The sequence below is a fragment of the Ruegeria sp. TASC047 genome, assembly GCF_059612445.1.
The window spans coordinates 58031-78013 of sequence record NZ_JBXWQP010000044.1 but is presented as its reverse complement, the minus strand read 5'-3'; the positions used below and the strand labels follow the sequence as shown (position 1 = coordinate 78013).

The 19983-nt window shown below is 55.4% G+C and carries 15 protein-coding genes and 2 pseudogenes; 8 read left to right on the top strand and 9 right to left on the bottom strand.

The genetic code is table 11. The features are described 5' to 3' along the window. Positions 1-100 precede the first annotated feature (100 nt). Complete coding sequence (locus AC2FLO_RS17240) at positions 101-2491, bottom strand: thiamine pyrophosphate-binding protein (protein ID WP_496804361.1); 2391 nt, start codon at positions 2489-2491, stop codon at positions 101-103. Further along, the gene (locus AC2FLO_RS17235; protein WP_480588691.1) at positions 2488-3687 is read right to left on the bottom strand and encodes a methionine gamma-lyase; all 1200 of its coding nucleotides are present in this window, start codon (positions 3685-3687) and stop codon (positions 2488-2490) included. The genes AC2FLO_RS17240 and AC2FLO_RS17235 overlap by 4 nt, the downstream gene beginning before the upstream one ends. A gap of 115 nt (positions 3688-3802) precedes the next feature. Between AC2FLO_RS17235 and AC2FLO_RS17230 the strand changes: the two genes are divergently transcribed. After that, positions 3803-4255: an Lrp/AsnC family transcriptional regulator gene (locus AC2FLO_RS17230; protein ID WP_480483733.1), complete on the top strand. Its 453-nt coding sequence runs from the start codon at positions 3803-3805 to the stop codon at positions 4253-4255. Positions 4256-4537: 282 nt separating this feature from the next. Here the strand turns inward: AC2FLO_RS17230 and AC2FLO_RS17225 are convergent, their stop codons facing one another. Further along, entirely contained in the window at positions 4538-5149 is a 612-nt protein-coding gene (locus AC2FLO_RS17225) for a recombinase family protein (protein WP_496754443.1), read from the bottom strand. A 120-nt stretch (positions 5150-5269) separates the two neighbouring features. Here AC2FLO_RS17225 and AC2FLO_RS17220 point away from each other — a divergent pair. Together AC2FLO_RS17220 and AC2FLO_RS17215 are read left to right on the top strand one after the other, a co-directional pair. Continuing rightward, a pseudogene (locus AC2FLO_RS17220) lies at positions 5270-8158 on the top strand (Tn3 family transposase). A gap of 48 nt (positions 8159-8206) precedes the next feature. Further along, positions 8207-8977: pseudogene (locus tag AC2FLO_RS17215) on the top strand (transposase family protein); the annotation flags it as partial. A 149-nt stretch (positions 8978-9126) separates the two neighbouring features. Here AC2FLO_RS17215 and AC2FLO_RS17210 read toward each other — a convergent pair. The 6 genes from AC2FLO_RS17210 to AC2FLO_RS17185 all read right to left on the bottom strand — a co-directional run bounded on the left by AC2FLO_RS17210 (position 9127) and on the right by AC2FLO_RS17185 (position 14356). Beyond that, the gene (locus tag AC2FLO_RS17210) at positions 9127-10065 is read right to left on the bottom strand and encodes an HAD-IIA family hydrolase (protein ID WP_496754442.1); all 939 of its coding nucleotides are present in this window, start codon (positions 10063-10065) and stop codon (positions 9127-9129) included. Beyond that, complete coding sequence (phnE, locus tag AC2FLO_RS17205) at positions 10029-10844, bottom strand: phosphonate ABC transporter, permease protein PhnE (protein ID WP_496754440.1); 816 nt, start codon at positions 10842-10844, stop codon at positions 10029-10031. Before phnE (AC2FLO_RS17205) ends, AC2FLO_RS17210 begins: the two co-directional genes overlap by 37 nt. Beyond that, on the bottom strand, positions 10844-11659 hold the full coding sequence (gene phnE, locus AC2FLO_RS17200) for a phosphonate ABC transporter, permease protein PhnE (RefSeq protein ID WP_209507091.1): 816 nt from the start codon (positions 11657-11659) through the stop codon (positions 10844-10846). Before phnE (AC2FLO_RS17200) ends, phnE (AC2FLO_RS17205) begins: the two co-directional genes overlap by 1 nt. Continuing rightward, complete coding sequence (gene phnC / locus AC2FLO_RS17195; RefSeq protein ID WP_496754438.1) at positions 11656-12450, bottom strand: phosphonate ABC transporter ATP-binding protein; 795 nt, start codon at positions 12448-12450, stop codon at positions 11656-11658. The genes phnE (AC2FLO_RS17200) and phnC overlap by 4 nt, the downstream gene beginning before the upstream one ends. Positions 12451-12510: 60 nt before the next feature. Continuing rightward, positions 12511-13485: a phosphate/phosphite/phosphonate ABC transporter substrate-binding protein gene (gene phnD / locus AC2FLO_RS17190; RefSeq protein WP_480483730.1), complete on the bottom strand. Its 975-nt coding sequence runs from the start codon at positions 13483-13485 to the stop codon at positions 12511-12513. 61 nt (positions 13486-13546) lie between these two features. Then, positions 13547-14356, bottom strand: a complete 810-nt coding sequence (locus AC2FLO_RS17185) for a DeoR/GlpR family DNA-binding transcription regulator (protein WP_496754436.1) — start codon at positions 14354-14356, stop codon at positions 13547-13549. Positions 14357-14580: 224 nt separating this feature from the next. On the opposite strand from AC2FLO_RS17185, the gene AC2FLO_RS17180 reads away from it, so the two are divergent. Genes AC2FLO_RS17180 through AC2FLO_RS17160 form a run of 5 tightly spaced genes read left to right on the top strand, consistent with a single transcriptional unit; the run spans position 14581 to position 19980 of the window. Further along, complete coding sequence (locus AC2FLO_RS17180; protein ID WP_496754434.1) at positions 14581-15045, top strand: NUDIX hydrolase; 465 nt, start codon at positions 14581-14583, stop codon at positions 15043-15045. 58 nt (positions 15046-15103) lie between these two features. Beyond that, positions 15104-16129 carry an ABC transporter substrate-binding protein gene (locus AC2FLO_RS17175; protein WP_480494136.1) on the top strand — a complete coding sequence of 342 codons (1026 nt, stop codon included), beginning with the start codon at positions 15104-15106 and terminating at the stop codon, positions 16127-16129. Further along, positions 16130-18346 carry an ABC transporter permease gene (locus tag AC2FLO_RS17170; protein WP_496754432.1) on the top strand — a complete coding sequence of 739 codons (2217 nt, stop codon included), beginning with the start codon at positions 16130-16132 and terminating at the stop codon, positions 18344-18346. After that, entirely contained in the window at positions 18343-19413 is a 1071-nt protein-coding gene (locus AC2FLO_RS17165) for an ABC transporter ATP-binding protein (protein ID WP_496754431.1), read from the top strand. The genes AC2FLO_RS17170 and AC2FLO_RS17165 overlap by 4 nt, the downstream gene beginning before the upstream one ends. Beyond that, complete coding sequence (locus AC2FLO_RS17160; RefSeq protein WP_496754430.1) at positions 19414-19980, top strand: histidine phosphatase family protein; 567 nt, start codon at positions 19414-19416, stop codon at positions 19978-19980. The last annotated feature ends 3 nt before the right edge of the window (positions 19981-19983 follow it).

Sequence of the window (19983 nt, the reverse complement as noted above, 5' to 3'; positions counted from 1 at the left end):
AGATCAGCCATGTTCACCGCTCGTTTTTCGAACCGTGAATCACGCAACCCCGCAGAAATCAATGGGTCCTGACCCTAGCTGTGACGTCCAACACCGCTGCTCATGTGCGAAGCAAAGCCTTGCCATGGGTCAGACCATTCACCTTCTCCAGGATAGCGTCCGCGTCAATGCAATGGTGCCGATAGAGGTCGCCAATTGTCCCTGTCTGACCAAAATGTTCGACCCCCAATGGGATGGTCTGATGTCCCTGTACGGCACCCAGCCAAGACAATGTCGCGGGGTGTCCGTCAATCACGGTAACCAGCTTGCAGTGGCGCGGCAGACCGGACATCAAAGTTTCGATGTGAGACCGAGCCGCCTGATTGCCGCGCGAACGCGCCCGTTGCGCTGCCGTCCACCCAGCGTTTAGCCGGTCTGCCGAAGTCACCGCCAGCACTCCGATGTCTTTGCGTCCTTCGCCCATCACGCCAGCGGCTTTGATCGCTTCGGGTGCAACGGCCCCCTGATAGGCGATTACGACCTCGCAATTCGGCCCCGGTTTTCGCAACCAGTATGCGCCATCAATAGCACCTTGACGGAACTCATCGTCCACGCGTTTGCCAGGCTGTTCAATCGGGTTTGTCGTCAAGCGCAGATAAACCGAACCGCCTGTTTCGTCACGCAGCCAGGTGCGTTCGTCCGGTTGCCCTTCACCGTTACGCTGCAGATAGTCAAAGGCCCACTCCATTATCACCGCCAGTTCATCAGCAAAGGCTGGCTCAAAGGCCGCCAGCGCGTCCTGGCTCATCCCGATCAAAGGTGTGCCAATGGATTGATGCGCGCCGCCTTCTGGGGCCAGCGTTATGCCCGAAGGCGTGCCGACCAGCATAAAGCGCGCATCCTGATAACAAGCATAATTGAGCGCATCGAGGCCACGGCTGACAAAGGGGTCATACACAGTACCGATCGGGATTAGCCGCTTGCCGAACAGGGAATGCGAAAGGCCCGCAGCGCCCAAAAGCAACATGAGGTTCATCTCGGCAATACCAAGCTCGATATGTTGCCCTTCGGGAGTAAATTCCCATTTTGCCGTCGAGGGGATACGATGCTCAATAAAAGCGTCGGCTTGCTCGGATCTGGCAAACAGTTTGCGCCGGTTTACCCACGGGCCAAGGTTTGTTGTGCCTGTGACATCAGGAGACGTCGTCAGGATGCGCTCGGCCAATTGGCTGTCGCCTTTCGACAAGTCATCCAAAATCTTGCCGAAAGCCATTTGGGTAGAAATTTCGCGGCTTGTGTCAATGTCAATAGATGGAACATCCAGCTTGTCATCGAAATAGCGTCGCGGACCTTTGGCAAAGAAGGGAACTTTCGACAGAAAGTCTTTCAGCGCCTCCGGGTCCTGCACTGCCGCAAGCGGCTCCCATTCCTCGCCGGCGGGCACGCCCATATGTTCTTGCCACGCGACGAACTGGCTGTTGTTCATCAGCCCGCCGTGGTTGTCCTTGTGGCCCGCAATTGGCGTGCCCCATCCCTTGACAGTGTAGGCCAGGAAACAGGTAGGGCGGTCATGTTCGATGGCGGCAAAAGTTTGGGCCATGGTCTCAACGCAGTTGCCGCCGAGGTTTTCCATCAATGCAGCGAGTTCGGCATCTGTGCGCCGTTCGATCAGCGCCGTCACATCCCCCTGATCGCCAAGATCGTCCATGAGGCGCTTTCGCCAAACCTCGCCACCCATGAACGTCAGGGCCGAGTATTCCTGGTTCGAGCAGGCATCAATCCAGTCTCGCAGCCGATCGCCGCCAGGTTCTTTGAAGGCCGCGCGCTGCAACACGCCGTGCTTCACGCGCACAACATCCCATCCGAAGGCATCAAAGATTTTTTCGATCCGTTCGAACAATCCTTCACGAACGATGCCGTCAAGCGACTGCCGGTTGTAGTCGATAATCCACCACGTGTTACGCAGGCCGTTTTTCCAGCCTTCCTGCAATGCTTCGTATACGTTGCCTTCATCCAGTTCAGCGTCGCCTACAAGCGCCACCATGCGCCCCATCGGGGCTTCTGCCCCCCAGTTTTTGGCCTTGACGTAGTCCTGAATGATCGAAGCAAACGAGGTGATCGCGACACCCAAACCTACCGAACCTGTCGAGAAGTCGACATCATCGATATCCTTTGTCCGGCTGGGATAACTTTGCACGCCGCCAAACCCGCGAAAGTTTTCCATCTTTTCGCGGGTCTGGTTGCCCATGAGGTACTGCATCGCGTGGAAAACCGGTGACGCATGCGGTTTGACCGCAACCCGATCTTCCGGACGCAAAGCCGAAAAGTATAGCGCAGTCATGATCGAAACCATCGACGCGGACGACGCTTGATGACCACCGACCTTGATCCCATCCACCTTGGGTCGGATATGATTGGCATGGTGGATCATCCAATGCGACAACCACAGCAGACGCTGTTCGACGATTTTCAACAGCTTGGGATCATACGGCATGGTGGTCTCCGGGTTCATGCGGCACTGCGGGCAGGGTAGGGCAAAGCTTGCTCTAAATCTGCAAGGATATCATCAACGTCTTCCAGCCCGACGGAAAGACGGATCAGACCGTCGCTGATCCCATGTTCTGCCCGTTCTTCCGCAGTATAAGTCGAATGAGTCATGGATGCCGGGTGCTGAATCAGGGTTTCTGCGTCCCCCAAGGACACGGCGCGCTGGATCATGTTCAGGCGGTTCATGAACTCGATGCCACCGGACAGGCCAGACTTGATTTCAAAGGCGATCATGGCCCCAGGCTGCGACATCTGCCGTTGTGCGACATCGTGCTGGGCAAAACTCTCAAGCCCCGGGAAATAAACCTCACTGACGGCCGGGTGTGCCTGAAGGTAATCGGCGACAACCTTGGCGGACGCACAGTGGCGATCCAGTCGCAGGTTCAGTGTCTTCAGTCCACGCAGGATCAGCATTGCGTTGAAAGGTGCCATCACTGCGCCTGTCATGTCCTTCATGCCGACAAGCCGGATCTCAGAAATCTGCTCGGCGGTTCCGACCACAAGACCCGCGACCACATCGCCATGCCCGCCCAGATATTTGGTGGCGGAGTGCAGGACGATATCCGCGCCGTGCTCGATCGGGCGGGTCAGATATGGGCTGGCATATGTATTGTCGACCACAACCTGTGCACCGACAGAATGTGCAATCTCTGAACTGGCAGCGATATCCACCAAGCGCATGTTTGGATTGGCTGGGGTTTCGAAATAGACGACGCGGGTTTTTTCAGAAACAGCGGCTTTCAGGTTCGCAGGGTCCGTCATGTCTACATGGGTAATAGTGACACCCCATTTTGCCAGACCGTGGCGCATGAAAGCGAATGTGCAGCCGTAGAGCGTCTTGTCGACAATGACTTCGTCACCTGGCGACAGCAGGGTCCAAAGTACGGCGGTAATTGCGCCCATCCCGCTGGACAGTGCAAGCCCAGCCTCGGCACCTTCCAGCACGGCAATACGCTTTTCAAGAAGGTCACAAGTAGGGTTCGATATCCGACTATAGATATGACCTGCGCGCTCACCAGCAAACATTTCACCGCCGGCCTCTGCGGTTTCGAAGGAGAAGGTTGAGGTCAAGTGGAGGGGCGGGGTCAGCGCACCATCGTTTTCAAATGGATTGTAGGCATGATGAATGGCGCGAGTGGCAAATCCGGTTGTGTGGGTCACGGTGAGCTCCTGATTTAAGTTGTTACCACTTTGCGCCTTTACTTTGAGCAATGGGTTGCAAATAATGCCACATTAATTGTGAATATTGGCATATTATGCTAAATCTGGAGGGAAAATGGACGCCAAAGACAGACAGATCATTCGAGCATTGCAGCGGGACGGGCGTATGACGAACCAGAATCTTGCTGATGAGGTCAATCTGTCTCCTTCGCCGTGTCTGCGACGGGTCAAAAACCTTGAGGCCAGCGGTGTCATCAAGGGGTACAGTGCCGATGTGGACGCTGCTGCATACGGGATGGCGATAACCGTCTTTGTCCGTATCCGGCTTGAGCGGCACAATGAAACAGATGTGCAGAAATTCGAAAAACGCGTTCGAATGATCGATGAAGTTCTAGAATGCCATGTGCTGACCGGCGCAATGGATTACCAGTTGCGGGTATTGGTATCGGACCTCGAAGCATACGAAGACTTTATTCGAAACCGAATTCACCCGATCGGTGGAATAGCTTCGATCGACACCAGCTTTGTTTATGGAACAGTCAAGAAAACATCGGTTTTTCCGGCCTGAGAAAGTTTGAATTCTCACAAGTGACCCTTAATATTGAGTTCCAGATTGTTAGGATGCGGAAGAACCGGATTCGAGTTTCCGAGACTGTGAGAGTTTGCCGTTAGGCGAAAATCGCCAACTGGATACACCCAAAAAAAGCAACATAATCATTGTTACGCGCGCCTTCTGTGTACCCGCAAAGTTAAAGTGTCCCACATCTGCAAAGTAGAAGTGTCACACTCTGCCCCAATGATAACAGGCAGAGAGTATGGGGTCTGCTCCGGTTGAGTGCAGAATGACGCCCTAAGCGCCGAGCACGCGTTTCCCATAGTCACGCAGGTTGCCTTTGGGATCAACATACCGGTAGAGCGTGACGGGCTTAACTCCAAGTTCTTTGCAAAGCTCCGCGACGGATGTATCGCGGTTTGCCATTGCGGCCTGGGCCATGCGCACCTGGGCTTTACTCAGCGCAAATTTGCGGCCGCCCTTCCGGCCCCTGGCGCGCGCAGCGGCAAGGCCAGCCATGGTGCGTTCTCGGATCAGTTCGCTTTCAAACTCGGCCAATGCGGCAAAAATCCCAAACGAGAGGCGCCCGGCGGCAGTCGTTGTGTCGATCTGTGCGCCCTGGCCGGTAAGAACCTTGAGGCCGACGCCGCGCTCTGACAGCAAGGTCGTCGTTTTCACAAGATGGTTCAGGCTACGGCCCATTCTGTCCAATTTCCAGATGACCAGGACATCACCTTTACGCAGGGCCTTCAGACAAGCTTCGAGACCGGGGCGGTCATCTTTCTTGCCTGAGGCCTGATCTGAATAGATCTGCCCATTCTCAACTCCAGCAGCGGTTAGCGCATCCTTCTGAAGATCGAGTGACTGGCTGCCGTCCGCTTTCGAGACGCGTGCGTATCCGATCAGCATGTTTCACAAACGAACGTTTGTGATGCGTTGAGGAACTTCGGGCTTTCTACCATCAACTCTTTTCCTTAACCCATATCATAATCATCAATAAGCAAACCTTCATAAGAAAGCAAAAGAAACATGGCGCATCGCACCATTCTGACAGAGCGCCAGCGTTCGGCGCTTTTCGAGCTGCCGACTGAAGAGACCTTGATGTTGCGGCATTACACGCTGGCAGACGACGATATCGAACACATCAACGAACGGCGACGGCCGGAGAACAAGATCGGCTTTGCCCTACAGTTCTGTGCCCTACGCTATCCTGGACGGCTGTTGTCATCTGGCGAAGTCATCCCGGAAAAGGTATTGCGCTTCATCGCGGCCCAGTTGGGCCTGACCGGCAACGATGTCTTATCCTATGCCGCACGTCGGCAAACCCGTCAGCAGCACCTGCACGCCCTCCGCCAGATTTACGGCTTTAAGATGTTCTCTGGCCAAGGCGCTCGCAGCCTCAAGACTTGGCTCGAGAATGAAGCTGAAACTGCTCGATCCGACGAAGACCTAGCGCGCCGATTTGTCGAAGAGTGCCGCCGGTCGCAGGTGATCCTGCCCGGTATCTCTGTCATCGAACGGCTGTGCGCAGATGCTCTGGTGTCGGCTGAACGCCGAATTGAAAGCCGGATCACTGCCAAACTTGATGACCGGGTCAAGGACCGGCTGGACACGCTGTTGACCGAGATTGTGGACGGCAATGTCACTCGGTTCGTTTGGCTCCGGCGTTTTGAGGTGGGCGGCAACTCGGCGGGCGCATCGCGGCTTTTGGATCGGTTGGAGTTTTTGCAAGAATTGGATATCTCACCGGCCATTCTGTCCGACGTACCGCCACATCGGGTCACCCGCCTGCGCCGTCAAGGCGAGCGCTACTTTGCCGATGGGTTGCGCGACATCACGAGTGACCGGCGCCTGGCGATTCTCGCTGTCTGTGCGGTAGAGTGGAAGGCAGCCATCTCCGATGCCGTGATCGAAACCCACGACCGGGTTGTTGGCAAGACCTAGCGGGATGCGAAGAGGTTGTCCGACGCGCGTATCGCGGATGCCAGATCATCGCTGCGTGAGACATTACGTTCCTTTAAGGACCTCGGTGCTGCCCTGCTGGAGGCAAAGGCAGATGGCGCGTCCCTTGATGCCGCCGTCGAAGTTGCGTGTGGCTGGCCTCACCTCGAACGCATGGTGACAACCGCGGCCGAGTTGACCGACACGATGGCGGCTGACGCCCTGTCTCATGTCGTTCATGGATATCACCGGTTCCGGCGCTATGCCCCAAGAATGCTGCGAGCGCTCGATATCTGCGCCGCCCCGGTGGCGGCGTCTTTGATACAGGCAACAAAAGTCATCACCCAGGATCAAACCGATGCGTCCCGCCAGGTTGGCTTCTTGCGCCGAACCTCGAAATGGCATCGACACCTCAATGCTCAGGATCCAGGTGACAATCGGCTCTGGGAGGTCGCCGTGTTGTTCCAGGTGCGCGAAGCCTTCCGATCCGGAGATATCTGGCTGCCCCATTCCCGGCGTTACGCTGATCTGAAACAGGCTTTGGTACCGATAGAAACAGCCAAGGCGTGCCCTCGCCTGACGATGCCATTCGAACCTGAGATCTGGCTCGATGATCGCAAGGCAAGGCTGGCAGAAGGTATGAAGCGTTTGGCCAAGGCTGCCAGAGCTGGCGCGATTCCCGGCGGTTCAATCGAGAACGGCGTTCTCAAGGTTGATCGTTTGACGGCAGCGATTCCGGCGGATGCTGATGGTATGGTGCTTGATCTCTATGGTCGCCTGCCTGCCGTTCGGATCACCGATCTGCTGCAGGAAGTTGATGACGATATCGGCTTCACCGAAGCCTTCACGCATCTACGCACCGGCGTTCCCTGCAAGGATCGTATCGGGTTGTTAAGCGTGCTTCTGGCCGAGGGATTGAACCTTGGCCTCAGCAAAATGGCCGAGGCGACCAGTTCACATGACTATTTCCAACTCTCGCGCTTGTCTCGGTGGCATGTTGAAAGCGATGCCATAAACCGGGCACTCGCCAAGGTGATCGAGGCGCAGGCCGGTCTGCCGATGGCACAGTTCTGGGGCGGCGGTATGACTGCATCAAGCGACGGTCAGTTCTTCCCGACAACGCGGCACGGCGAGGCGATGAACCTTATCAACGCAAAGTATGGACCGGAGCCAGGCCTGAAGGCCTACACTCATGTCTCCGACCAGTTCGGCCCGTTTGCCACCCAGAACATCCCTGCGTCCGTAAACGAGGCACCATACATTCTGGACGGGTTGCTGATGAACGAGGTGGGGAAGAAGATCAAAGAGCAGTATACCGACACCGGCGGTTTCACCGATCATGTCTTCGCGGCAACCGCGCTCCTGTCTTATCGCTTTGTGCCCCGCATCCGGGACCTACCGTCAAAGCGGCTCTATCTCTTCGACCCCTCCGCTGCACTGAAGGAAATCCGCGGGCTGGTCGGCGGAAAGATCAGAGAAAAGCTGATCACTGAAAACTGGGCGGACATCTTGCGCGCCGTCGCTACCATGGCGGCGGGCCTCATGCCACCCAGCCAGCTGTTGAGGAAGTTCGCATCGTATCCCCGTCAGCACGAACTGGCTGTTACCTTGCGGGAGATCGGGCGCATTGAACGCACCCTGTTCACTATCGACTGGCTGCTTGACGCCGATATGCAGCGACGGGCCCAGATCGGCCTGAACAAGGGTGAAGCCCACCATGCGTTGAAAAACGCTCTCCGCATCGGCCGCCAAGGCGAAATCCGCGACCGAACCACCGAGGGACAGCACTACCGTATGGCGGGGCTGAACCTGCTGGCCGCGATCATCATCTATTGGAACACCAAACATCTTGGCCACGCATTTGCGGCCAGAAAGCGCGCTGGTCTCGACTGTTCGTCAGACCTTCTGGCGCATATCTCACCGCTCGGATGGGCACATATCCTGCTCACAGGCGAATACAGGTGGAAAAACAGATAATCTCCGGTCTTGGGGTGTCATTCTGCACTCAGCCGGAACAGACCCCTGCATGGACGCCCAGTGGCGTTCTACTCAGACAAGCACACGGTGTTTCGCGTCCCGAACCAGGCTGCCAAGTCCGGCCACGGAATGACCCAGTTTGACAGGGCTTTGAATGAACTGAACATCGAGATTCTCTGCGCGAACAGTTCTCAGGCCAAAGGCCGCGTCGAACGTGCCAACCGGACGCTTCAGGATCGGCTGGTGAAAGAACTGCGCCTTGCCGGTGTATCGGACATGGAGGCGGCCAACGCGTTTCTTCCGGGATTCATCGAGCGCTACAACACCAAGTTCGCCAAGGTCCCGCGCCGCCCGGACGATCTGCATCGCGCGCTGAATGTGGAACCTGACCGACTGGCAGATGTCCTTTGCTTCCGTGACGAGCGCTATGTCGGCAACCAACTGGCGTTCTCCTACGACCGGCAGCGGATCATTCTCGCAGAGAACGAGATCACGCGCGGGCTGCCCGGCAAGTATGTCGACAGCTACGAATATCCCGACGGCCGGTTCGAGTTCCGCTGGAAGGGCGTCTCGCTCCCCTACTCTGTCTTCGACTAGGACCAGCGCGTCACGCACGCCGCGATCACTGAAAACAAGCATCTGAGCGCGGTGCTGGAACACATCAAGGCCGAGCAGGACAAAACCCCGCCGAAGAAACGCCGCGCGGGCAAACAGCGCACTCGCTACAAACCCAACGGCCGCCGCAACGACGGCTGGAACTCCCTCGCCGCCCGGCGCGCCAAGGAGGCCCGCAAAGCCAGCCAGAGCTGCGATGTCTGAGGTCTCCGCCCTGTCAGGCTTTGCTCACCTCAGCGCCCAGGTGGGACATTTCTACTTTGCAAGCCAAGTGACATTTCTACTTGGTTTCAACATTCTGCAAATCAACGCTGCCCGTTCGCTCTGCCAAAAATACGCTTTACTTCAAAATCTTAAGGTCGGGTCACGACAAAGTCCGGCACGATCGCTGCTTGCTTGATCGCTTCCTCGACATCATGCCCGGCGAAGAACCCAAAATCCGAGACAAGTGCGGAAGCCACTCTGGCATGACGCGCGCCCAGAATGTCAGTATGCAGACTGTCACCTACCATCAGAACGCGGGATTTGTCGACGGGCCCAAGTCGCTGAAAAGCAAGATCATAGATATTGCCGAAAGGCTTTCCATAAAACTGTGGCACTACACCCGTCCGGTCGGCCAAACGGTGCGCGAAAAGACCGGGTTCTTTGGAAAAGCCGTACTCACGTGGGGCAACGATGTCCGGGTTGCCAACCAATACCGGGCGGGGGCGGCTTAACAATGCCGCCTCCAACATCGCTTGTCGGGCTTCAGTCCAGGCGGCTGACCCGATCATCAGAAAACCATCAACGGTTTCGTAGGGCTGCGGGTCATCTTCCAGATAAGTTAATTTCAATCCTTCCAAGTCGCGAAGACCGGCGCTGGGTGTCGCCATCAAACCCCAGTGCAGCCCACGTCGGCCACTCAGCCCGGACAGCAACGTAGCCCGGCTGGTAATCACATCCTGCGGCGCGAAGTCATATCCCAGCCTGGTGTATTTCTCCAACAACGTGGCATGGGGAAACCCGGCGGCATTCGAAACCACCAGGACACGTTTGCCCGCATCCGTCAGTGACTTGATCCGTTCAGGCGTTTCGGGGACTGCCGTTTCTCCGATATTGAGAACCCCGAACGCATCCAGCAGAAACACGTCAAACTCATCCATAATTTCGGAAAGGGTCTCGATACGACGATAGCTCACGTCGTTCGGTTCAATGTCTGGAAGGCGGTGCCGGACGGCTTCGTATGCCTTAAAAGCCTCTTGCGCTGAGAATCCGGTCAAATGATCGCTCCTCGTACTTTTGCCGAAACCCATTCGCTGATCATGACCGCAAGAAGAATTACAATCAGGATGAGGCTGACTTGCGGCCACGCCAGAACATTAAGCGAGGCCGAGAGCTGCAACCCGATGCCACCGGCACCAACCAGACCAAGCACTGTAGACTCGCGAATATTGATATCCCAACGAAAGACCGCAATTCCGGCAAAAGCTGGCAGGATTTGCGGAACGATCCCATATGCCATGACTTGCCACCGCGAAGCACCGGTGGCTGTGATCGCCTCGACCTGACCGTGATCAATCTCTTCAATCGCTTCATAAAGAAGTTTGGCGCAAAACCCGATTGAACGGATGGCTATTGCTATGACACCAGCGAACACACCTGGTCCGATGATAGCGATCAATAGCAGCGCCCAGATCAGCGAGTTGATTGAGCGGGTCGAGACAATAACCAATAAGGCAATGGGGCGGATGAACAACGCCGACGGGGTAGTATTGCGGGCCGCCAAAAAGGCAACCGGCACAGCCAAGCACAGAGCGATGATCGTGCCCAGTGTAGCGATGTTCAGTGTATCCCAGATCGGGCGACCCAGCTGGGTAATATAATCCCATTTCGGAGGTGTTGCGCGGGTCCAGATGTCGTTGGCGATACGGGGTGCGTCCCAGACGAAAAACCAGGTTGTCGATTCCGAAATGAGCTGCCAACAGTAGACAAAAACCGCTACTCCCAGAAGCCAGCCAAACCAGCGGACCAGGCTTTGGCCCGTCGTCCGCCTGCGCCAGATTTGTGTATCGTCGCGTTCAAGAACGGGCATTACTGAACCCTCGCGCGGATAATTCCCGAAAGGTATTCGAGGGCCATGACGATCCCGATGATAAGGATCAGAATGGCGGCTGCCGTATCATATTCATATCGATCAAACGCGGTGTTGAGTGTCGCGCCAATGCCGCCTGCCCCCACCAGCCCCAGAATAGCGCTTTCCCGGAAATTGATGTCGATCCGGTACATGGAAAGACCCACAAGCCTAGGCATGATCTGAGGCTGAACCCCGTAGTTGATCCATTGCAGCCATCGTGCACCAGAGGCCTGAATCGCCTCAGCCTGAACTTTGTCCATCGCCTCGATATCTTCGGCCAAAAGCTTGGAAAGAAACCCAATGGTTGCGAAAGACAGCGTCAAAAATCCTGCCAGCGGGCCAAAGCCAAAGATGGCCACAAGCAAAATGGCAACGATAATTTCCTGCAATGCCCGGCTTAACGCGACAATGCCGCGGCACATTATGTAGATTGGCAACGGGGCGATATTACGTGCAGCCCCCAATCCTATCGGGATCGAAATCAGGATACCGACAACCGAAGCGGCCACGGTCATCACAATGCTTTCCAGAAGACCGGCCCAGATATCTGACCACCGTGAAATGAAATCTGGGCTGGTAAAGGCAAGGACGAACGCCCATCCCCTGTCCAGTCCCTCATAGACCCTGCCCCAATCAACATCGATGGTCATGAAAGCCGCAATTAGGTAAGCGAAGAACCCCAGTATCAATGCCCTGCGCAGCAACGTGTTTTTGATAAAGGCCGGTTTGCGCCAACCTTTTCCCAGCATGTCGTCAAGTTCTCGATGGCTCATTCTGCAGCCTCGACATCTTCGTCCTCATCCACTTTTTCGATGGTCGCTTCCCAGTCTTCCTCACCGTAAATCTCGGTCAGCTTTTCCGGGGTGAGCCCTGTTGGAAGGCCGTCAAACACGATTTCGCCAAAGCGAAGGCCCACGACACGGGGAACGAACATCTGGGCTAGTGCTACGTCATGGATGTTGATGATAGCCGCCAGCCCACGCTCCTGACACAGTTCGGTGATCAACCGCATGATCTGACGACTGGTCTTCGGATCCAGCGACGCGGTCGGTTCATCGACCAGCAACAACTTTGGGTCCTGGATCAGGGCGCGGCAGATACCGACCCTTTGGCGTTGACCACCCGACAACTCGTCCGCGCGTTTGTCAGCCATATGCAACAGCCCCACCCGGTCCAGCAGGCGGAAAGCCTCGTCCACATCCGACTGCGGATACCGCCGTAGAAAACTGCGCCAGAATCCGACATACCCCAACCGACCGGACAATACGTTTTCCATCACGGTGAGGCGTTCGACCAGAGCATATTCCTGAAAGATCATACCCATTTCGCGGCGTGCTTTCCGCAACGCACCCGACCCGAGTTTGGTCAGGTCCATGTTATCCAGAAGAACACCGCCGCTGGTAGGCTCAACCAAACGGTTGATGCAGCGGATCATCGTCGATTTTCCCGCACCCGAGGGCCCGATCAGTGCAAGCACCTGCCCTTTGGGCACCTCAAGATCGATGGCCTTCAGTGCCTGATCTCCGGTCCTGTAGGTTTTCGTCAGCTTTTGAAGACGCAGCATAAAATGCCCCCGATTAGGGTGGATAGCGGGCCTTCTCAGGCCCGCCTGATTAAGCAAGGCTTATTGGCAGGCGTAGGAGACGCCGTTTGCCGCGTCAATTTTCCGAATGACGTCCCAGAATTCCTGGTAAGTCATCTCAAGAAATTGGCCTTCGTTCGACTTGGAAAACTCTGCTTCAAGCGTTGTCCCTTCCCACTCGAAGTTGAAGAAAGCATTGCGGATTTTCTCCTGCAATTCGGGCGTCAGGTTGTAGACAGTGCCAAATCCGGTGGTTGGGAAGGTCTGCGATTTGTAAATCGTAACAACATCTTCCTCCTTGATCACATCCCGCAAAATCATCCGTGCCTTTACCGAATTTGCAATCGATGCCGCTGGATAGTCCTTGTTCGCCACACCAAGGATCGAGTTGTCGTGCTTTCCCGAATAGACGGGTTCGAAGTCGCGATCGGGCAGAAGATCGAAGTCACTTTTCAGGATCGCCGACGGTGCTTTGAAGCCCGAGTTGGACGTGGGTGACGTAAAGGCAAGTTGCTTACCTTTGATATCCTCAACCTTTTCGATGCCCGAGCCTGGGTAGGTGATGATCTCCATTTCATAACCGAAGTTACCGTCTTTTGAGGCCATAATCGTAAACGGTCGGAACCCGGCACAGTTTACTGCCAGTGGGTTGGACCCGGTGTTGAAGCCCGCAATATGCAGGCGTCCCGACCGCATCGCCTCGATCTGGGCGGCGTTGTTTTGGACCGGAAAAAAGACCACGTCCTTGCCTGTCTCAGCCTTCAGATGCTCTAGAAAGTCAGACCATGCGGTTTTGTATACGGCTGGGTCTTCGACCGGTGTATAGGCAAAAATCAGGGTGTCAGGATCAATTAGCTGGGAAGAATCTGTGGGGATATCCGCAATCAAATCCCCATCGACGTCGCAAAACCGCTCGTCCAGATCACCCCTCGGGCAATCTTGCGCCGAAGCTGTCCCGGAAAGCGACATGAGCGCAATTGCCGATGCCCCAACCAATAATCTGATGTCTATCTTCATGTTTTCCTCCCAGTCATGCGCGGTCTTTTTGCAGTCCGCTGTTCGTCATTCATTTCAGTGTTTACGGGGCGACAAGAATATCAACCTCGGCACCGTTGATCGCGTTAAGCAACTCTCCTGTTGGTTTCGTGTCGGAAACTATGGAATCCAGGTTGGTCAGGTCTCCGACCTGAGACAGGCCTTTACGGCCAAATTTCCCTGAATCGATTAAAAGATGTCGATTTGCTGCGCGCGTCAGCATCATTCTTTTGACAGCCGCAAAGCCGCGCACGGTTTCTGAAGGGCCTTCGACCGAAAAACCTGACGAGCCGATCATGCATCTGTCGACATTGAACCGAGACAGGAATTCCAGCGTCTCGGTTCCGATCGTCGCAGATTCGGTTGCCAGATATTCTCCTGGACAAAGCAGAACCTCGGCAGCCCCATGGCCGAGGGTCATTGCCACCAGGATTGAATTCGTAATCACTGTGCAAGGAGTGCCGAGATACGCCAATGCACGGGCCATTTCGATTGTGGTCGAACCGGAATCGATCATGACCGTTTCACCATCACGAACCAGTCCCGCCGCGCTGATACCTATGCGTTCGCGCTCCTCAATCCGCGCGTTGGCTCGCTCGTCCAGACCTGGATAATGCCCTTGTGCCGGGGCAGATGCCCCTCCGTGCGCGCGTGCGATCAGGCCGTCATTCGACAGGGCGTCAAAATCCCTGCGCACCGTCTCGTTAGAGACGTTGAAACGCTGGGCCAATTCATTGATGCGAACGTGCGGGCGAAGCTTCAACTCCAGCAGTATTTGCTGGCGCCGGTCGGATTTTTTTACCCTACCCCGTCCCTTTTCAATCGTTTTGGCACGTATTTTCGTTTTGGACATCCAACAACCCAATCAGGTTTCAAACCCCACTTTTGTGGGATTTCGGGCATAATGCAATAATTTTTGTTGCATAACCCTCAGTAGGTTGTGACAATTCGGAAGAGTCCAAAGCGCAAGGCAAGAATGTGTGAATTGAACCGTTTCAAAGTGAAAACCCAAGAACCACCGTTAACGACTGAAGGTTATTCTGGGTGCGCTATTGATACCGTGTCATTGAGGGCAGCATGAGCGACGGCAACATAACAGACCAGATTGCAGCACTTCCGATGCGCTGGGACAGGGATGGAAAACTACGCGTTCTGATGGTGACTTCGCGCGATACAGGGCGGTGGGTCATCCCAAAAGGTTGGTTTATGGAAGGAAAGAAACCTTGGCATGCCGCCGAAATTGAAGCCCTGGAAGAAGCAGGTGCAGTCGGGGCAATCTCAAAACAGCCGATTGGCCAATTTTTCTACGACAAGCGCTTTGAGGGCGCGAATAGCGTTCGCTGCCGCGTTACCCTCTATCCCATGGTCGTTGAAAAACTGAAGCGGCGTTGGAAAGAACGGGACGAACGGACGCGTCACTGGTTTTCACCGGGGAAAGCGGCAAAGCTGGTGGAAGAAAGATATCTGTCAAGTTTTCTGAGAAATCTGACGGGCAATCAGAACGCCCAGTCTGTCATTAACAAGCTACGAAAAGCTGGATGAGAATGCGCCTGACAAAACAAAAGACACTGGTGCACGATAACCAAAGGGAGGAATGATAATGAAAAAACTTACATCCACGGCAGTCGGGTCGCTGATTGCAATAGCCGCATCTGTGTCGGCAGCGCAGGCAGACAAGCTGACACTCTATTGCTCGGCGCAGGAAGACTGGTGCCAACTCATGGCGCGCAGTTTCGAAGATGCGACGGGCATTGACGTCAACATGACGCGTAAGTCGTCAGGTGAAACCTTTGCCCAGATTCGTGCCGAAAGCTCGAACCCGAAAGGAGACGTGTGGTGGGGCGGCACGGGTGATCCGCATTTGCAGGCCGCCGAAGAGGGCCTGACAATGGAATACATGTCGCCAATGCGCGACCAGCTTCATGATTGGGCAATTTCCCAAGCCGAAAGTGCCGGAAACAGAACGATTGGCATTTATTCCGGCGCACTTGGGTATGGCTATAACGCAGACCTGCTGGCGGCCAATAACCTACCCGAACCCACCTGTTGGAAAGACCTGCTAAAGCCTGAATACAAGGGTCACGTTCAGATGGCCAACCCGAACTCGTCTGGTACGGCCTATACAACGCTGGCCTCGATGGTGCAGATCTTTGGCGAGGATGAAGGTTTTGAGTTCATGAAAGGCCTGCATTCGAATATCAACCAGTATACAAAATCCGGATCTGCACCAATCAAAGCAGCCGGTCGAGGCGAGAACACGATTGGCATCGTCTTCATGCATGATGCGGTAAAGCAGGCTGTATCGGGTTTCCCGATCAAGGTAGTCGCGCCATGCGAGGGTACCGGATACGAAATTGGGTCGATGTCCATTATTGAAGGCGCCCGCAACGAGGAAGAGGCGAAGAAGTTCTATGACTGGGCGCTGTCGCCCGAGGCGCAGAACCTTGCTCTTCAGGTCAGCGCGTTTCAGGTGCCATCGAACAAGAGCGCAGAAACGTCGGAAAGCGCGCCTGACATGAGTCAGATCAAGCTGATCGACTATGACTTCAAAAAGTATGGTTCCTCAGACGAACGGAAGCGTCTGTTGCAGAAATGGGACGAAGAGGTTTCGGTTCTGCCGCAGTAAATGGCCAACCATATTACAAAAAAGACCCGTCCGGTTCTGATCTTTTGGGTCATCGCCGGGTGGGTCGGGTTTTGCCTGCTGCCGTGGTATATGGTCGACGGCGGCCTGTGGTCATTCGAATGGCTTTTTGACGGCTACCCGTTTGACGAAGATTATGCCCCCGCTGCATTCCTGATCGCACAGGGTGAGAAGCTTTGGCTTGCCCCACTGTTGATCGCTCTGACCTTACCCCTTCTGGTGCTGAAGCGAGCCAAGTCTGACCCGCTCTATGCCCGGGTTCTGATCCTTTCCGGTGCGCTCGGCTTCGGCTGGTTGATCGCACAGGGATTCGGGATTGGCATCAGGGGTTTCAATTTCAATTGGTTGGAAGCCTATTTTGGCGAACTTGGTGATCGCCAATTCGGTATGGGCTATGGCGCAATGATTTGCGCTTCAAGCTTTCTGTTCCTGTTGACCCAAGGCATTGCGGCAAGAGGTGCCATCAACGGTGACGTCTTTGTTGTTAGTGCGATTGGCGGTGTGATTACCATCGTCACCGTCTTTGTCTTTTTTCCGATCGCCAAGATGCTGTTCGCTGCCTTCGTCACTGAAGATGGCGCATATTCCATTGCTGTCTTCTTTTCAAAGTTCTTTGATGCCCGGCTTTGGGGGTTGGGGTGTTTTTATGGTGCCAGGTGTGGCGCGGCATGGAACTCGCTGTTTCTTGCCATCCTGGTTGGCTTCGTCACGACTGCCCTGGGTTTGTGCTTTGCACTGGTCGTGACCCGCTCGGGCTTTCGCTACAAACGCGTGTTGCGGGCTTTGACTGTTCTTCCGATTATCACCCCGCCATTTGTGATAGGCCTCGCGCTGATCCTGCTTTTTGGCCTGTCAGGCTCAGTCACACGGTTCGTCGCCGAACTGTTCGGCACGCAGCCAACGCGCTGGCTGTACGGAATGCCAGGCATATTCATAGCACAGGCCCTTGCGTTCACACCCATTGCATTCCTCGTTCTTATCGGCGTGGTGGAAGGCGTCTCGCCATCTATGGAGGAAGCGGCCCAGACTCTCCGCGCCAGCAGATGGCAAACGTTCAGGACAGTGTCCCTGCCCCTGATGCGCCCCGGTCTTGCCAATGCATTTCTTTTGGGCTTCATCGAAAGTATGGCCGACTTCGGAAACCCGCTTGTTCTGGGTGGGAATTTCGACGTTCTATCGACCGAGATTTTCTTTGCCATCGTCGGGGCGCAATATGACCAAGGGCGGGCCGCCGTTCTGGCCATGGTATTGCTGTTTTTTACTCTTTCGGCCTTTTACGCACAGCGTGTTTGGCTGGGCAAGAAAAGCTATACCACCGTAACAGGCAAAGGCGACGCAGGCGTGCACCCTTTAATGCCTACGGGTCTTTCTGTTCCCGTGCTGGTAATCGCTCTTGGCTGGGCGGTGTTCACGATCATTGTCTATGCAATGATCATCTACGGCAGTGTGGTCGAGCTTTGGGGGGTCAATAACTCCCTGACCCTAAAACACTACGTCACGGCATTCTCTGTTCGATTTGAAGAAGAGGGCATTCGTTGGACCGGCGCCGCGTGGGACAGCTTCTGGACCACCATAACCATTGCGGCAATTGCTGCACCTCTGACGGCAGCGGTTGGGTTGGTCACGGCTTACCTGTTGACCCGGCAGAGCTTTGCAGGAAAGAACGCTTTCGAGTTTGGGACCATGCTGTCCTTTGCAATCCCCGGTACGGTGATCGGTGTCAGCTATATTCTTGCCTTCAACGTTCCGCCGATCGAAATAACCGGCACAGGCGTTATCCTTGTTGTCAGTTTCATATTCCGCAACATGCCGGTTGGGGTCCGTGCTGGCATCGCCAGCATGTCGCAACTTGACCGCAGTCTTGATGAATCATCGCTGACCCTTGGCGCAAACTCGTGGCAGACATTTCGTCGTATCATTCTGCCGCTGCTACGCCCCGCGATACTGGCCGCGCTTGTTTACAGCTTTGTCCGCGCGATGACGGCGATCTCGGCTGTGATCTTTCTGGTCAGCGCCGAATACGACATGGCAACCAGCTATATCATCGGGCGGGTCGAGAATAACGACTATGGTCTCGCCATTGCTTATTCGACGACGCTGATCTTCGTGATGCTGGCAGCGGTCGGGTTATTGCAAATTCTCGTCGGTCGGGTCCAGATCGGTCGGCGCACACAGAGCACAACGGAGACACCCTCATGACCGACAACAAAATCGGTTCCAAGGCCGCGCCGGTATTATTTGAGAACGTGTCGAAAGTGTTCGGCAAAAACGTTGTTGCTGTTGATAACATTAACCTTCATGTCGAAGCAGGAAAACTGGTCACGCTGCTTGGTCCATCAGGCTGTGGGAAAACGACTACGTTGCGCATGATCGCCGGGTTAGAGATGGCAAGCTCTGGCAAGATTATGATTGGCGACCGGGACGTCACCAAACTGCCCGCAACAGACCGCGACGTATCAATGGTGTTTCAATCATACGCGCTGTTTCCCCACATGAGCGTGCTGGAGAACGTGATGTACGGCCTCGCATTCTCGGGCTTTGCCAAGGATGAGGCTCGGAGCCGCGCCTTGCATGGCTTGCAATTGGTAGGGCTCAAGGGGTTCGACAATCGCCTTCCCTCCGAACTCTCGGGTGGTCAGCAACAACGTGTCGCCGTCGCGCGTGCGCTGGTTCTAGAACCACAGGTTCTGCTGTTTGACGAACCGCTGTCCAACCTCGATGCCAAGCTGCGACGCCAGGTACGCGAGGACATCCGGGCCATCCAACAAGACCTTGGACTGACGGTTGTCTATGTCACCCACGATCAGGAAGAGGCCTTGGCCGTCTCTGACGAGATCGTCGTGATGCGAAACGCCGCGATCGCTCAGATGGGTACACCTCGCGAGCTTTATGACGCCCCGAATGACCGGTTTGTTGCCGATTTCATAGGCGAGGCAAACCTGCTCAACTGTCAGATCGTTTCAATCGACGGTGATACTGCAACAATCGAAATCGAAGGTTACCGCCAAACTTTGCCGCGCCGCGGTTTGACCAATGGACCCGCGACCATCGCTGTACGACCCTCGCGCCTCGTGATTGGTTCTGATGATGGCTTCGCCGCTACAGTGGCCAAGGCAACCTATGTTGGTGTGCGGATGGAATACACACTGACCGGCGCATTTGGTCAGGTTTTTGCGGTCCACGACGATGTTGATGCACCGCTTGCACCGGGTACTAAAATCACGATGGGGTTTGCCGGCAAAGGACCGGTACTTCTGCCTGACTAGATGCCGAATTTACTTATCATCACTCACCCCGAGGTCGTTATTGATCCGGATACCCCCATTACGGAATGGGGTCTGAACGCGACAGGTCGCCGGCGCGCCGTAGCCTTTGCCGCCAGTGAAGTTTTGGCCAACGTCGCACATATCTGGGCCAGCAGCGAACGAAAGGCTCGCGACACTGGTGAGATTATGGCCGCACCTTTGGGGTTGCCTCTAAATATCCACCCGGAACTTGGCGAGAATGACCGGAGTGCCACTGGTTTCCTGCCACGGGAAAAATTCGAAGCGGCCGCCGACGCGTTCTTTGCCCAGCCGGACATTAGCTTTCGCGGTTGGGAAACTGCGGTCGACGCGCAGAGGCGCATTCGTCGGACAGTGTCGGAGATCATTCGTGCCCATGGCACCGGAGACCTCGCTATCGTTACACATGGCGCGGTCGGGACATTGTTGTGGTGTGAGCTTTCCGGAAATCCGATTGACCGCCAGTACGATCAACCGTCACAAGGCCATTATTGGCAGGCAAGCCTGACAACTCTGCGACCTTATTCCACTTGGTTGCCAATGGCCTAGACG

Coding starts and splice junctions, on each gene's coding strand:
- AC2FLO_RS17210 (WP_496754442.1), bottom strand. CDS start 10,065: ATGGGTTTCGGCAAAAGTACGAGGAGCGATCATTTGACCGGATTCTCA.
- AC2FLO_RS17230 (WP_480483733.1), top strand. CDS start 3,803: ATGGACGCCAAAGACAGACAGATCATTCGAGCATTGCAGCGGGACGGG.
- AC2FLO_RS17225 (WP_496754443.1), bottom strand. CDS start 5,149: ATGCTGATCGGATACGCACGCGTCTCGAAAGCGGACGGCAGCCAGTCA.
- phnE (WP_496754440.1), bottom strand. CDS start 10,844: ATGCCCGTTCTTGAACGCGACGATACACAAATCTGGCGCAGGCGGACG.
- AC2FLO_RS17240 (WP_496804361.1), bottom strand. CDS start 2,491: ATGAACCCGGAGACCACCATGCCGTATGATCCCAAGCTGTTGAAAATC.
- AC2FLO_RS17165 (WP_496754431.1), top strand. CDS start 18,343: ATGACCGACAACAAAATCGGTTCCAAGGCCGCGCCGGTATTATTTGAG.
- AC2FLO_RS17160 (WP_496754430.1), top strand. CDS start 19,414: ATGCCGAATTTACTTATCATCACTCACCCCGAGGTCGTTATTGATCCG.
- AC2FLO_RS17170 (WP_496754432.1), top strand. CDS start 16,130: ATGGCCAACCATATTACAAAAAAGACCCGTCCGGTTCTGATCTTTTGG.
- AC2FLO_RS17175 (WP_480494136.1), top strand. CDS start 15,104: ATGAAAAAACTTACATCCACGGCAGTCGGGTCGCTGATTGCAATAGCC.
- AC2FLO_RS17180 (WP_496754434.1), top strand. CDS start 14,581: ATGAGCGACGGCAACATAACAGACCAGATTGCAGCACTTCCGATGCGC.
- AC2FLO_RS17185 (WP_496754436.1), bottom strand. CDS start 14,356: ATGTCCAAAACGAAAATACGTGCCAAAACGATTGAAAAGGGACGGGGT.
- phnE (WP_209507091.1), bottom strand. CDS start 11,659: ATGAGCCATCGAGAACTTGACGACATGCTGGGAAAAGGTTGGCGCAAA.
- phnD (WP_480483730.1), bottom strand. CDS start 13,485: ATGAAGATAGACATCAGATTATTGGTTGGGGCATCGGCAATTGCGCTC.
- phnC (WP_496754438.1), bottom strand. CDS start 12,450: ATGCTGCGTCTTCAAAAGCTGACGAAAACCTACAGGACCGGAGATCAG.